Raw genomic sequence first — 14,441 nt, 5'->3', positions numbered from 1 at the left:
CCTGGCTACAGCACCCGTAGGACACTGGGAACCGATTGAATATCGGGGTAGCTCCGCAGTTCATCCAGGGCGGATTGAATATTGGCCTCCCGCACCTCGTGGGTGACCACCACAATTTCCGCCACATCTCCCCGCATATCGATCTGCACCACAGACTCGATGCTGACCTCGTGGTTGCCAAAGCAGAGGCCCACTCGACCAATGACTCCCGGCTGATCCTTCGCCAGCAACCGCACGTAGAAGCGGCTGACGATATCTGCCATGGGGCTGACTTTGCAGTAGTGCTGGTGGCTACAGGCCAAGAGAGGATTGGCGGAGGGCGTAGCAGTGCTGCCCTGCTGAGACTGCAAGGTGGCGGCAATATTGATGATGTCGGAAACCACCGCGCTGGCGGTGGGGCCAGCCCCTGCCCCTGGCCCGAAGAACATCACCTGACCGATGGGTTCCCCTTCCACCAGAATGGCGTTGTACACGTCGTTGACGCTGGCTAGGGGATGGTGCTTGGGTACCAGAGTGGGGTGGACGCGGAGCTGGAGTTGATCTAGCACTTCATTGGAGATGGGGCAGGTGTCCCGGCGCGCGATCGCAAGTAGCTTGATCACAAACCCCAGCCGTTCGGCATAGGCGATATCCGCCGCTGTAACGTGGCGAATCCCTTCGCTGTAGACCTCGGATAGTTTAATCCGGCCCCCAAAGGCCAGGGAAGCCAGAATGGCAATCTTGTCGGCAGCGTCCAGTCCATCCACATCCGCTGACGGGTCTGCCTCGGCATAGCCCAACCGCTGGGCGTCCGCCAAGATCGCCTCAAAATCGCCCCCCTCCTGTTGCATCCGCGTCAGGATGTAGTTGGTGGTGCCATTGACAATGCCCGTCACCCCATGGATGCGATTCACCCCTAGGGCTTGCTTCAGGGGTTGAATGACTGGAATGCCGCCCCCCACCGCCGCCTCTAGCATCACGTACACGCCCGCTTTGTTGGCGGCGGTGAAAATCTCGTCCCCATAGCGGGCAATCACGGCCTTGTTGGCGGTGACAACGTGTTTACCCTGGTGGATGGCTTTGAGAATTAGCGATCGCGCTGGCTCTAGTCCCCCCAGCAGTTCCACCACAATGGCAATGTCAGGATCGGTGACGATGGCCTCCAAGTCCGTGGTGAGGCAGTCAGGGGGAAATTCCACTGCTCGGGGCTTGTCCAGCGATCGCACTCCCACCCGCGCGATCGCAATTTCCTTCACCAGCGGATGCCGCTCCGCCGGATCCAGCAAAATCTGCGCCGTCCCTGTCCCCACCGTTCCAAGCCCTAGCAGGCCAACCTTAACTGCCACGTTTCTGTTACCGAGTACGTCTAGCTCCCAATTGTAGGAGCTTCTGAAGACGGCAAACGTTCTCGGTACGCTTGAGACAGTTCTAGAGAAAGTCCTGGCCCGGATCTGAATCAGGGGTCAAAGCCAGAGGCTACAGCAAGAATCCGCCAGAGCGACGCCTTTGTCTAACCCAGGGGGCAATTTTTGAGCGGAAATTCTGAGGGGGAATAGGCAATGAGGTGTCATTGTTCTAAGCCTGGGGTTGGCGAAGCGTTATATCATCAAGCCAAAGTACAAGGAGAGACTATGACCCGCGCCATTATGGAAACGGATAAGGGCACCATCACCCTGGAATTGTTTGACCAGGATGCTCCCAACACCGTGGCCAACTTTGTCAAGCTGTCCCAAGATGGCTTTTACGACGGCCTCAACTTTCACCGGGTCATCCCCAACTTCATGGTTCAGGGGGGCTGTCCTCAGGGCAATGGCACAGGCGGTCCGGGCTACAAGATCAAGTGCGAGATCAACGCCAACAAGCATGTGGCGGGCACCCTATCCATGGCCCACGCGGGACGGGATACCGGGGGCAGTCAGTTTTTTATCTGCCATTCTCCCCAGCGCCATTTGGATGGCGTCCATACGGTCTTTGGTCAAACCCAGGATATGGACGTGGTGAATGCTCTGCGCCAGGGAGACAAGATTGTGTCCGTCAAGATTGAAGCCGACGCCTAACCGTGACTGCCGAGTACCAACCCTCTCTGCTCTCCGGGGCGGATCTGCGGGCCGCTGAGGTGTCCTGGGCCTACAACCAGACTCCTCAGCAGAGTCCCTTTACCCCGGCGGAGTTGCAGGGGTGGAAACAGCGGATTCACACCTTCCAAACCACGGTGTCGGTGGCCCAACCCCCGACCCAGGGGTCGCTGTTTGACCCTGCTCCCGCCGCTAGTCCAGTAGATGCGATGGCCCCTTTGGGCCGGTCCCTGACCATCGCACCCTTTGACTTGCCCCAGCGCAATGCCGAATTTTGGCGCGAGCAGTTCAGCGACGCGGGCAATGCCGCCCTATATTTCGTAGTGGACCATGAAATTCCCCTGCTGCTGTACGTGGGGGAAACTATCAAGGCCAACCAGCGCTGGAAGGGCACCCACGACTGCAAGCGCTACATCCTGAACTATGTCGCTATCCACCGCCAACACGACCTGCCGGTGCAGGTGAATATCGGCTTTTGGCCCCATGCCCCAGAAGATCGTCAGGCCCGCCAAGCTCTAGAGTCAGCCCTGATCTACAAATGGCGATCCCCCTTCAACAAGGAAAACTGGCGCTTTTGGGGCACCCCCTTTGTCTGAAACGACCTGAGTGATGCTTAAGCCAGAATCCGTGGGTTGCACTTCGTTTCACCCTGCATTGGGCGCGGAAACCGCGCCCCTACGGGATCAATTCAAAATTCAAAACGAAAGGACTGGATTACCCGGTACGGGGGCACTGTCAGCTTAGGGGGTGAGAGCTAGACTGTAGATGCAGCAAGCCTTAAGCCCAATGCACTGTATTTATTGCCAGAGTGAAGAGGTCGTCAAGAACGGTAGCAAAACCTTGAAGAGCGATCAAGTCGTGCAACGCTACCTCTGTAAGACGTGTGGCCGTCGCTTCAATGAACGTAGCGGTACCCCGATGGCCCGCCTACGAACGCCAGCAGCCACGGTAGAGATGGCCCTGAATGCCAGAGGCGAAGGTCTTGGCATCAGAGCCGCCGCTAGGGTCGTGGGGACATCCCCGAGCAGTATTAGCGCTTGGGAAGAGCGCTTATCATCTCATCTGCCCGCCTGGTCTCCCCCTGCACCTGAGGGCGGAGAAGTCACCATAGAGGGCGATGAACTCTATACCCGGGTGGGAGAGAACCTTCCCCCCGAAGCCTCAGAAGGCTGGACGATCAGCTTCATTGAGCGAGAGAGTCGTTACTGGCTAGAAGCCAGTGCGGGACTCAAGGCGGCTCAGTTGTTTGAGCAGGGGGTGGAGCGGGCCTGGCAGTGGGCTGTGTCCAGTGCTTGGATTCGATGGTTTACCGATGGCGAGCGGCGCTATGGCAAGGAATTGTGGAAACTGGCCAGCGTCTATCTACCGAGCCACCTGACCTCAGAGGCATATCCCTATCAGAAGGTCTGGCGTGAAGGTTTAGAAGTGGCCATCAAGATCAAAGGCTCTCAAGGCAAGGCCCGGGTGGAGTGGCTCCAAGTGGAGCATCCCTGGACAGCGATGAGTTCCATAGCAGAGGTTCATGCCAATCACCTTGAAGCCTTTAACAGTGCCTTGAGGCGTCGAGCAACGGCCTATCGAAGACGTCAGAACCACTACGCTAAGCAGTTAGAAGGATTGCAGCGGGCTTTAAATGTACAGCGCCTGATTCACAACTGGGTGCGGCCCCATTGGAGTTTAGGCAAAGCCAGAACACCAGCAATGGCAATGGGATTCATTCAGCGCCCACTGAAAATCTCTGAGATCCTCTTATCCAGAGGATTTGAATGGATCACCCCTTAACAGGACAGTGCCGGTACGGGGCAGGGCGGGTTTTGCCAGCCCATTCCTGAATCACCCACCCAATCCGGCTAAACCCGCCCCTACGAGACATTCCATTCAAAATTCCCAACACCCCATCACCTACCCATCAATAATAAGTACCAACCTTCCGGTGATGAATGGCGGTGACGGCATCGGGATCCGACACCTTGCCGTCCTGGACCGTGCAGTACACTACCCAGTGATCGCTAACCTCCATGCGACTGGTGACGATGCACTCCAGGTAGGCCAAGGCGTCCCCCAGCAGGGGAGAGCCATTGGTGGCAGGACGGGTACGGACCCCGGCAAAGCGGTCGGCTCCAGGGGGGAAGCGCTTTAGGAAGTGCTTCATCAGATCGCTGTAGTTCCCCTCTTCCAGAACGTTGAGGACAAACCGATCCCCCACCTGCATGAGAGACTCAATGGCCCGATCTTTCGCCACTGATACGGTGAATCCTAGGGGTTGGAAACTGGCTTGAGCCACCCAGGAGGCCACCATGGCTCCAGTGAGTTCCCCCTTCTTGGCGGTGATGATGTAGAGGCCGCTGCTGAGACGCCCCAATGCCTTTTGCAGGTCAGCGTCGAGGGCCTTAATTTTCTTCAGCTTTTTGGACTGGCTCAGGAGTTGTCCCAGATCTACCCCCGCTTCTTCGCAGAGTTGGTAGGTGGTTTCGTGGGGGGTGTCTTTGATGCGAATGGGGGTAAAGGCAGCGCGCAATTCCAAGTCTTGGAACCGGGTGGCCAGGGTATCGATGGGTTCATCATCCCCCCCGTAGGACTCAAACAGGCCCACGGTTTGCTTGTCCTTTACCGCCGCCAGAATGGTGCCAATGGCGGCCTGAGCGGTGGGATTACCCTGGGAGGGCGGCATCCCAATCACCAACCCAGTGGCTCGCCCCACCAGTTCGTTCACCTCCTGGGGGTCGGCGGAACGCAGGTCCATCATCTCGACGGTGATGTCGGTTTTGGTGATGCCGTGGGCAATGGCTTGGGAGAGGCGATCGCTATAGCCATAGTCCGACATATAGAACAATGCGACCAGGGTTTCCGACTGGCTCTTTTCTTGGCTCCAGCGGCGATAGCGCCCGGTCAGTTCCGTGACATTGTGGCGCAGTAGGGGACCGTGGCCCGTGGCCACGGTTCTCACCTCCGGTAGGGCATCCATGCGCTTCATGGCGGACAGGACCGAGCGGGCATTGGGAGCCATCAGACATTCGTAGTAAAAGCGAAAGTCGGGGGCGATGACCTCTAGGTTTTCGTCGTAGGTGGCCTCACTGCAAAAGTGCATCCCAAAGGCGTCGCAGGTGAAGAGAATCTGGCTCTGGTGGTCGTAGGTGAAGATGGTGTCGGGCCAGTGCAGGTTGGGGGCACTGATGAATTCCAGCCGATGGCCTTTGCCCAGATCCAGAGTGTCACCGTTTTTGACTTGGATGCGCTCGAAGGGGCGGTGGACCAGATCTTCGAGAAATGCGATCGCAACTTTTGCTCCCACAACAGTTGCCTGGGGAGCCAGGGCCAACACATCGGCCACCAACCCACTGTGATCCGGTTCCGTATGGCTGATGACGATGTAGTCAATAGTGGCGGGATCAATCTGTCCCGTCAGGGCATCTAGATAAAGCTGGCGAAACTTGGCGTGGGAGGTGTCCACCAAGGCGACCTTTTCACCACGAATGATGAAGGAGTTGTAGGTGGTGCCGTTTTGCAGCCCAAACTCAATGTCAAAGCGATCGCGATCCCAATCCAGGGAACGGATGGTGGTGGTTGTGGGAGCGATATCCTCCACCTGAATCGTTAAGCGTTTTTGAACCGTGGGTGCGGCTGCGACCATCGGAGCCTCCTAAAAAAATGGTGAAAACAAATGATTGCTAATCGTGCTGCCGTCACACGGGAGCAATAGCAACGTTTCTTAATCTTTGTCTTCTTAATCTTTGTCTATTGTGCCTTGTTTGCCCGCCACCAGGATCGCACCCAGGCCCAATCCGCCTCCGACAGTGGAGGCACAGGCATGGAATCGTAGTCAATCACGACCCCATATCCAGCTCGGTCATAGACCTGATTCAGCAGCGCCTGCCCCTTCACCAGGGGTTCCGGATCATCCCCCTTCAGGGGCAGGGGAAAGCTAGGCAGGGGCTGGGGAAGGTTGAAGGCATAGAGATCGGCCTGGGGACGCTGATCCCCCCGGCTGACGAGGATGCGGTAGTGGCTGCTGACGTGACCAGACTGCAACGCCATGGGTTCGCCGTGGCGAAGAAGATCCAGTTCTACCAAATGAGTCGCACTCGCCAGCACCTGCCGCCGCTTTTCGATATAGGCTGTGCGACCTGGTCCAGGTCGCTTGTTGCTGGGGGAGAGTACTTCCACCACCGTCACCACATCTCCTGTGGCCCGATCTCGCACCTGGAGATAGCTTTCTCGAATCTCCAGAGGCATCGGTACCCGCACCTGGATGGGCGTAGCCGGGGGAGCCAACACCGCCACGGGCGGGGTCGTCGGGGTAGGACGTACCGCCACGGTGACATCGGGGATGCCCACCAGTAATGCCTCTGAGCTATCTTCTGAGTTCTCTATGGTGTAGATCCGCTGCTCGATCGCGGCCCGATATTTGGGCAGGATCTGGGGGTTGAGGGCATCTGCGATCGCGACGATCAGACGACTGTGAACCTCTGGCCAGATCTCAGGATTTTCCAGATAGGGATTCATCCCAGGGAAGGGCGATGCCATGGCAGCCTACCTCGATGACTGTCTCTAGCTTAGAGCCTATCCAGAAGGCCCCTCAAAGCCTTGGTTCCCCCTAGGGGATCTGCGGGTTAATCGTGTACCCAGTGGCCAGGTTTTCTCCCGAAGGGAGAAAGACCGATCAGCGGAGCGGGTACGTTATTTTCCTGCGAGTCCCTAGGCTAAACGGAAGGTGGGGTGGGATTGTTACTGGCTCAGGAGTTCGGCAATCTCATGGTGCTCGATGGGGGGTGGGTCAGGGAAGGCTTGGCGGGTGTCAGTGATGAGCCAGTTGAGGGCTGCTGCCTGCATATCAATAGAGGCCCCGGTTTTATCAACGCAGTAGCGGCCAAACACCAGCTTGTCCACTAGGCGGACGCCGGAGCCGATGCGGGAATATTCAAAAATGACACTGCGATCGACGATGGCATTACTGCAAATGGAACAGTTGGGGCCAATCATGCTGGGACCAAGAATGGTGGCTCCATCCTCAATTTCCGTCATGCCACCGATGTAAACCGGGCCTTGGATATTGATCTTGTCCCAATTGGCCTTGACATTCATGCCCACAAACACACCGGGTTGGACTTCGTAGCCGGGGATCGTGACCAGATTCACCTTGCCTGTGAGGACATCCTGAATCGCCTGCCAGTAGTCGGGCACCTTGCCGATATCCACCCATTCAAAGTCCATGGAAATGCCGTAGAAGGGAGCCCCCGCTTCCACCAGCTTGGGAAACAGGTCGCCGCCGATGTCAAATTCTTGACCGGAGGGAATGTAGTCAAAGATCTCCGGCTCAAAGACGTAGATCCCCGTGTTGATGTCGGTGCTGAGGGCTTCTTCGACCTTGGGCTTTTCCTGAAAGGATTTCACCCGACCATCACTGTCTGTGACCACCACCCCGTAGCTGGGCACCTGCTTAATGGGCACAGACTTCATGACAATAGTGGCGATGGCACCTTTTTCCTTGTGCTGGCGAACTGCCTCGGTTAAATCTAGGTCGATCAGGGCATCGCCACAAAGCACCACAAAGGTATCGTCGAAAAAGGGATAGAAGTCCTGAATCTTCCGCATTCCCCCCGCCGAGCCTCGGGCCTTACCCACCAGTTCCCCATCAACAATGTGCCCCTCAAAGGAGTAGGCCAGTTCCACTCCAAACCGTTGACCATCCCGGAAGTAGCCTTCAATCTCGTTGGCTAGGTGGCTGACGTTCACCATGATTTGGTCAAACCCATGTTGCCGCAACAGCTCCAGCAAGAACTCCATAACGGGTTTTTGCAGGATGGGAATCATCGGTTTCGGAGTCGTATAGGTGATGGGACGAACCCGAGTTCCCTTACCTGCGGCCAAAATCATGGCTTTCATGGAGTGTCCTCGCTTTAACACGTCAGTGGATGTATGGATAAAGACACATGGGCTGACCAGTCCATGATTCCTAAAGAAAGGTTACTCCTGATGGTCAATCCCTGGATCAAGGGATATCGCCCGCTACAGGAAACTTTTCCAGAAGAAATGTCCGCTGAAATATTCCGCTGAAATCCAGGGAAAACGGAAAGGGCCTGGTATTCAACCATGGGTATGCTATCAGAGGATGCCCGGAGAAAAGGGTGAGGTTGCAGCAGATGGTGCGATTGTGAAGCGGCTGGACTGCCCTTAATCGGCAAGATCTAGGCAGACGTGTTACATTTCGCAACAGATGATAGTGGGTGGATGGGTCACCGAAATGGAACTGCAAACCGGAATACAACGGGTCATGTTAGGGCCGGAAGGGACAGAAATTCCCGCCTTGGGGGTGGGGACTTGGGCCTGGGGCGACTCCCTGTTCTGGAGCTATGGCAAGGACTATACCGAGGCGGATCTGTGGGCTACCTTTGAGGCTGCGATCGCAGCAGGCATTACCTTCTTTGATACCGCTGAGATCTATGGCTGGGGGGAATCTGAGCGGTTGCTAGGGCGGTTTCAGCAAGCTACAGATCAGCCCATTGCGATCGCAACCAAGTATTTTCCCCTACCCTGGCGATTTAATACCCAGGCAGTGACTGATACCCTCACCGCCAGTTTAGAGCGGTTGCAGTGCGGCACCATCGACCTGTACCAAGTGCACTGGCCCTTTGACTTCCTCATGGGGCAACGGACCTTAATGCAGGCCCTGGGGCAAGAGGTAAAGCGGGGCCGGATTCGGGCCGTAGGGGTCAGCAACTATTCCGCCCAGCAAATGCGCGCAGCCTACGACTATCTCGCGGATTTAGGGGTGCCCTTAGCCGTGAATCAAGTGCAGTATTCCCTACTCCACCGCAAAATCGAGACCAATCATGTCCTGGCCACGGCACAGGATTTAGGGGTTCTTATCCTGGCCTATTGCCCCTTAGCCCAGGGCCTTTTGACCGGCAAGTATCGCTTCAAGAATTCAGAACAGCCCAAGGGAGCACGCCAGTATAGCTCCCGCTTTAGCCAAAAGGGGCTGGCCAAGATTGAGCTGGTGCTGGCAACCCTGGGCGTGATTGCCGCCAATCACAATAAGACCCTGGCCCAGGTTGCCCTCAACTGGCTGGTCTGTCATGGCAATGTTGTCCCTATTCCCGGCGCAAAAACAGCGGACCAAGCCCGTCAAAATGCAGGAGCGTTAGGGTGGGCCATGACACCCGAAGAGCAAGCCCAACTGAGCCGCGTCACCCAGGCTTGGCTGTAGATGACCCCTCCACCCCCTACAAACGCAACTGAACCGGAGTACGGTTAGGACGCACGTCGAGGGCGGCGGGGCGAAGCATAGACTGCCCGGTCATTTCCTCTGGCTGAGGAAGATTCAGAATATCCAAAATAGTGGGGGCAATGTCCGCTAGGCGGCCCTGCTCGCGGAGTTGCACGTCGGTCCCAAAACCCGGAACCTTCAGCCCTTCCCCCTCCACCAAGATGAAGGGGACTGGATTAGTAGTGTGGGCGGTCCAGGGCTTACCATTTTCATCCCACATGCGCTCGGCGTTGCCATGGTCTGCAATCAAGATCGCGGTGCCTCCGGCACGCCCCACGCTGGCTAAGAGACGACCAATCTCTGCATCTACTGTTTCTAGGGCCTGAACCGTGGCCTCCATATTGCCCGTATGACCCACCATGTCAGGATTGGCGTAGTTAATAACGATGAGGGTATAGATTTGCTTCTCGATGGCTGCGATCGCGGCATCGGTCACCTGAGAGGCAGACATGGGGGGAGCCTTGTCGTAGGTAGACACCATGGGACTCTGGATCAGCTCTCGATCCTCTCCCTCTAGGGGATCCTCCAGACCACCGTTGAAAAAGTAGGTGACATGGGCATACTTCTCTGTTTCAGCGGTGCGGAACTGTTTCAAGCCGTGATTAGCAATCACTTCCCCCAAAATATTGCTCAGGTTCTGGGGCTCAAAGGCGACCTTGACCGGCAGCATACTGTCGTACTGGGTCATAGAAACAAAGGCCAGGGGTTCGATCTGGGTCCGTTCAAAGCCTGTGAACTTGGGATCGACAAAGACCTGGGTGAGCTGACGAGCCCGGTCTGGACGGAAGTTGAAAAATATAATGCCATCCCCCGGCTCTACAGCACCGGGAGCCAAACGCACTGGGTTGATAAATTCATCGTTAATGCCCTCCGCATAGGCGGCCTGCATGATTTCCACCGCCGATCGTTCAGTACCCTCGCCATCCTCCGTCATGACACGATAGACCCGCTCCACGCGATCCCAGCGGTGATCGCGGTCCATGGCATAGTAGCGTCCGCTGAGGGTGACCAAACGGCCACAGCCCAAGTAATCGAGGTGATCCTGGATTGCCTGAATAGAGGCGTGACCCGCCGTCGGTTTGGTATCCCGGCCATCGGTAATGGCGTGAATGCAGATATCCTCAATATCCTGGGCTTTGGCCATTTCCAGGAGGCCAAATAGGTGCTCAATATGGGAATGAACACCGCCATCGGAGCAGAGGCCAATCAAGTGCAGTTTGCTGTTGCGGTAGCGTACCGTCTGGCAAATTTCTAAAAGAGCTGGGTTTTCCTGAATGCTGCCATCGGCGACGGCATCAGAGATACGAACGAGCTCCTGGGGCACGACCCGCCCCGCACCAATGTTGAGGTGACCGACTTCGGAGTTTCCCATCTGGCCGTCGGGCAATCCCACATCCTTTCCCGAAGTCTGAATAAGCGTGTGGGGATAGACATCCCAGAGGCTATCCATCACAGGGGTTTTGGCTGCGGTGACTGCATTTCCATCCGTGTCGGCACTATATCCCCAGCCATCGAGAATAACGAGCACCATAGGCGAGACTGATGCTTTTGCCATGGGGTAAAAGAGTCCTTACAAGCTAGACACAGATCGCAGCGATCATACCACTTTGAATTTATGCGGCTGATGGCGGCTCAATTAATGGCATATCTACCTGATTTCTGCACCTTTGACAAGTGCAGAATCCGTGAGATCAGGATGGGGGGGGTGACCCCTGTCTCCAGCATCAAAGACTATTAAAGCGATGCTTGGGCAGAATCAATTTTGTCCCTCAGCAATCCTGGGGAGATGTCTTGGGAGCGTTATGAGCAGCTCCGTCACGTTTGAGCATACTTTATCCGCCTGTATCTAATTTCCTCGACCATGGCATCTGGAACGGGTATTGGATCTGCGATCGCGCTCCCTACCCATCTGACTTCTAGGTAGCGATAGAAAGAGGAACAGCACTGCAATCGATCTCGGGGATCAACTAATTCGGATTAAAAATGGGAGTAATCAGGATTGGGATCATGATCTTCCCTTTTCGGTATGTCCGATGGACCCTCGGTCTTAACCCTGTCCCCCAGTCCCCAGCCCCTGGCTCAGCATACCCTGACAGTACTCTCTAGCGACTCTGCGGCTTTCTGCTTCAGAGGAGCCAAGAGGCCATCGTAGCCCTGGCAGAGCGTAAGGAAATAAGAAAAAGGAGAGGTGTGATCTGTGCACAACAGCCCCCATAAAGAGGATCCACCACGCTCTCTGAGGGTAGACCTATAGCCGCTCTCTAGGCTCGAGTAGCCTTACGGGTCTCAGCTTTGGCTTTTTGCTTTTCCTTATCCTTTTGCCGACGGGCCGCCGCCTTGGCCGCCTGCTCTGCTGACAGCGCCGCCTGACGAGCCTGCTCCCGCTCCTCCTCTACCTTGTCTAGGTAGTAGTGATAGTCGCCACGGTAGAGGCGCAGTTCTCCCTCCCGAACCTCAACAATTTTATTCGCCACCTGGGAGATAAAATAGCGATCGTGGGACACCAACAACACCGTGCCGTCATACTGGCATAGGGCGGCCTCCAGGGTTTCCTTCGCGGGGATATCCAGGTGGTTTGTCGGCTCGTCTAGGATCAGGAGATTGGCTGGACGCACCAGCATACAGGCCAAGGCCAGACGAGCCTTTTCGCCACCACTGAGGGCCGCCACAGTTTTGTAGGCCATCTCTCCGCTGAATAAAAACTGCCCCAGTAGCGTGCGGACCTCCTCCATTTTCCAATCGGGAACAATGCTATGAAGCGTATCTAAGACCGTTTTTTCCAGGTCTAGGGCTTCCGCCTGATTTTGCTCGAAGTATTGGGGTAGAACATTGTGTTGCCCCAACGCCACCTGACCTTCCACTGGTTTCTCGCGGCCTAAAATCATTCGCAGCAGGGTGGATTTGCCGCAACCATTGGGGCCTAAAAAGGCAATGCGATCGCCGCGTTCAATCTCTAGATTGGCATCGAGAAAGAGAATTTTATCATCGTAATAGTGGGTCAGGTTAGAGATGGTCACCATCTCGCGACCGCTGCGGGGGGCGGGGGGAAACTGAAACCGCAGGGTGCGGACATCGGCGATGGGGGCCTCAATGCGCTCAATTTTTTCCAGTTGTTTTTCGCGACTCTTGGCTTGGGTACTGCGGGTGGCACTGGCCCGGAACCGATCTACAAAGGTTTGCTGCTGGGAAATCTCCTTTTGCTGCCGTTCGTAGGCGCTCAGTTGCACCGCACGGGTTTCCGCCTTTTGAGTCAGGTAGGCGCTGTAGTTACCCAGGAAGGTAGAGGATACCCCCCGCTCCGTTTCCACAATTTGGGTACAGAGGCGGTCTAGAAACTCGCGATCGTGGGAGACGATCACCATAGGCGTATTTACGCCCTTGAGGTAGGTCTCCAGCCATTCAATGGTTTCTAAATCTAGATGGTTAGTGGGCTCGTCCAGCAGCAAAATATCAGGCTCTTGCAGCAGCACCTTGCCGAGACCCATCCGCATCTGCCAGCCGCCGCTAAATTCACTGACGAAGCGATCGCCCTCCTCGGCAGTAAACCCCATCTCCGGCAAGATTTTCTCAATGCGGGATTCTAGCCCGTAGCCATCTAGGGCTTCAAATTTGCGCTGTTGTCGATCCAGCTCGTGGATCAACGTATCCAATTCTTCGGGATCCGCCACCTCCATCCGGTGAGGCAAATCCATTAGCTTGTGATGGATGGCATTAGCTTCATGAAAGACGGTCCAAAATTCCTCCCGCACTGTGCGGGCAGTTTCCACGTCAAATTCCTGGTTCAGATAGCCAATACGCAGGCTATTGGGACGCACCACGGTCCCCGTAGTGGGCTCGACTTCGCCCAAAATAATTTTGAGCTGGGTAGATTTTCCCGCCCCATTTACCCCCACTAGGCCAATGCGATCGCCGGGTTTCACCTCCCAGTTCACGTTTTTGAGAACTTCCCCGGTGGGGTAGATCTTGCTGATATTTTCCAGACGTAGCATGGGCAGGGTTTCCGTTGACTGTCGCGAGGGGGTGTGGCCCTTGAGAACCGGGGCCAATCCAGTGAACTCAGCCCGGTCCGAGGCTAGAACCGGGTTAGCCCCAGGAAGCGGCTGCAAAGATCGAGATGAACTGGATCGAGATGAACTGGATCGAGATGAACTGGATCGAGATGAACTGGATCGAGATGAACTGGATCGAGATGAACTGGACTAGGGCCACTTTAACAAATGTTACGGCGTGGTGGTCCCTCTGCACCGCCCCCAACTCCATTCCGGAGTTGTGGAAATGGCGAGGGCGCGGAGAATCAATATATTTGGGTGTGTTTAGAGAATAATGTCATCAGGATCTATGCCTTGCGATCGCAACAGTTCCGCCAGTTGGTCTGCACGGCGACGTTCCTGTTCAATCTGCTCAACCGCCCAGGGGAGCAGATTACCCGCTTCATCCCACCACCGTAGCCAGTAACCACTGCGGCCTTCCTTTTTGCCCTGCCATACCCCCAAGCATAGGCCCATCTCCGCTAGCCAATAGCCCTGGCCTGCATTGGGGACAACAAGCTCGTACCGATCATCTTGCAACTGATGTACCTCTAATGTGCCGGTAGACGGAGCAAAGATTGCGTACACCGGTACTCGCAAAATCTGTTCATAGAAAAACCATTTGCCCAGGGGAAATGTGCGCTTGGAGGAATATTCACCCCCGTCAGTTTCCGAGAGAAATTCCATCACCACCTTGGGGGCTTCACCCTCCAGATACGGCGTGTAACTGCGCCGATCATGGCCTTCAGGGATTGGTAGTACAGCGGTAACGCAAAACCAATCTGGGGCTTTAATGACTAACGTGCCATTGACCGTGGCACAGATGCCGAGATTGGAGGCAATCAGCATGTCAGAGCGAAGGTAGCCCGCAAGTTCTAGGGACTCTCGCAGCGCCCCAGCGATCAAAGGCTGACTCGTATTCTCCACAGGCTCATCTGCCAGGGGAAAGTCATCCGGCAGCGCTTTCCAGGTAACGGTCGGGGAGAACAGGGATTGTGTTAGTACGTCGACGGAAAGAACCATCCTGTCTCCTCCACGATTGACCGACAGAATTTTCTAACCATACATTCTTTGGGGCAGGAAACCTGCCAT

Annotated in this window: 12 protein-coding genes; 5 read left to right on the top strand and 7 right to left on the bottom strand. The window is 55.9% G+C overall.

The features are described 5' to 3' along the window. Positions 1 to 5: 5 nt before the first annotated feature. Positions 6 to 1,325: a homoserine dehydrogenase gene (locus LEP6406_RS0202725; RefSeq protein WP_027268781.1), complete on the bottom strand. Its 1,320-nt coding sequence runs from the start codon at positions 1,323 to 1,325 to the stop codon at positions 6 to 8. 285 nt (positions 1,326 to 1,610) lie between these two features. Here LEP6406_RS0202725 and LEP6406_RS0202720 point away from each other — a divergent pair, with 285 nt between their 5' ends. The 3 genes from LEP6406_RS0202720 to LEP6406_RS31845 all read left to right on the top strand — a co-directional run bounded on the left by LEP6406_RS0202720 (position 1,611) and on the right by LEP6406_RS31845 (position 3,836). Further along, complete coding sequence (locus LEP6406_RS0202720; RefSeq protein ID WP_008310480.1) at positions 1,611 to 2,036, top strand: peptidylprolyl isomerase; 426 nt, start codon at positions 1,611 to 1,613, stop codon at positions 2,034 to 2,036. Between the two features lie 2 nt (positions 2,037 to 2,038). Further along, positions 2,039 to 2,650 (top strand): hypothetical protein, encoded by a 612-nt coding sequence (locus LEP6406_RS0202715; protein WP_008310481.1) that lies wholly within the window; start codon positions 2,039 to 2,041, stop codon positions 2,648 to 2,650. Between the two features lie 190 nt (positions 2,651 to 2,840). Beyond that, a complete protein-coding gene (locus LEP6406_RS31845; RefSeq protein ID WP_081748042.1) occupies positions 2,841 to 3,836 on the top strand; it encodes an IS1/IS1595 family N-terminal zinc-binding domain-containing protein in 996 nt (331 codons plus the stop codon). A 127-nt stretch (positions 3,837 to 3,963) separates the two neighbouring features. Here the strand turns inward: LEP6406_RS31845 and LEP6406_RS0202700 are convergent, their stop codons facing one another. From LEP6406_RS0202700 to LEP6406_RS0202690, 3 genes are all read right to left on the bottom strand, one after another. Beyond that, a complete protein-coding gene (locus tag LEP6406_RS0202700; RefSeq protein ID WP_008308174.1) occupies positions 3,964 to 5,685 on the bottom strand; it encodes a diflavin flavoprotein in 1,722 nt (573 codons plus the stop codon). A 104-nt stretch (positions 5,686 to 5,789) separates the two neighbouring features. Then, positions 5,790 to 6,578: a DUF4058 family protein gene (locus LEP6406_RS0202695; protein WP_008308175.1), complete on the bottom strand. Its 789-nt coding sequence runs from the start codon at positions 6,576 to 6,578 to the stop codon at positions 5,790 to 5,792. Between the two features lie 201 nt (positions 6,579 to 6,779). After that, positions 6,780 to 7,937 (bottom strand): nucleotidyltransferase family protein, encoded by a 1,158-nt coding sequence (locus tag LEP6406_RS0202690; protein ID WP_008308177.1) that lies wholly within the window; start codon positions 7,935 to 7,937, stop codon positions 6,780 to 6,782. A 358-nt stretch (positions 7,938 to 8,295) separates the two neighbouring features. Here LEP6406_RS0202690 and LEP6406_RS0202680 point away from each other — a divergent pair, with 358 nt between their 5' ends. After that, positions 8,296 to 9,261 (top strand): aldo/keto reductase, encoded by a 966-nt coding sequence (locus LEP6406_RS0202680; RefSeq protein ID WP_225886398.1) that lies wholly within the window; start codon positions 8,296 to 8,298, stop codon positions 9,259 to 9,261. Between the two features lie 16 nt (positions 9,262 to 9,277). On the opposite strand, the gene gpmI is transcribed toward LEP6406_RS0202680, so the two are convergent. Beyond that, complete coding sequence (gpmI, locus tag LEP6406_RS0202675; RefSeq protein WP_027268779.1) at positions 9,278 to 10,876, bottom strand: 2,3-bisphosphoglycerate-independent phosphoglycerate mutase; 1,599 nt, start codon at positions 10,874 to 10,876, stop codon at positions 9,278 to 9,280. 706 nt (positions 10,877 to 11,582) lie between these two features. After that, on the bottom strand, positions 11,583 to 13,310 hold the full coding sequence (locus LEP6406_RS0202670; protein ID WP_008308183.1) for an ABC-F family ATP-binding cassette domain-containing protein: 1,728 nt from the start codon (positions 13,308 to 13,310) through the stop codon (positions 11,583 to 11,585). On the opposite strand from LEP6406_RS0202670, the gene LEP6406_RS0202665 reads away from it, so the two are divergent. Then, positions 13,309 to 13,524 carry a hypothetical protein gene (locus LEP6406_RS0202665; protein ID WP_027268778.1) on the top strand — a complete coding sequence of 72 codons (216 nt, stop codon included), beginning with the start codon at positions 13,309 to 13,311 and terminating at the stop codon, positions 13,522 to 13,524. The genes LEP6406_RS0202670 and LEP6406_RS0202665 overlap by 2 nt on opposite strands. A 110-nt stretch (positions 13,525 to 13,634) precedes the next feature. Here LEP6406_RS0202665 and LEP6406_RS0202660 read toward each other — a convergent pair whose 3' ends face one another. Further along, positions 13,635 to 14,372 (bottom strand): Uma2 family endonuclease, encoded by a 738-nt coding sequence (locus LEP6406_RS0202660; RefSeq protein ID WP_008312117.1) that lies wholly within the window; start codon positions 14,370 to 14,372, stop codon positions 13,635 to 13,637. Positions 14,373 to 14,441 lie beyond the last annotated feature (69 nt).

The sequence above is a fragment of the Leptolyngbya sp. PCC 6406 genome, from assembly GCF_000332095.2.
In the GTDB taxonomy this organism is placed as follows: domain Bacteria; phylum Cyanobacteriota; class Cyanobacteriia; order Phormidesmidales; family Phormidesmidaceae; genus PCC-6406.
Note: the sequence above shows the minus strand (reverse complement) of the source record. Positions and strands in the feature narration are given on the sequence as shown.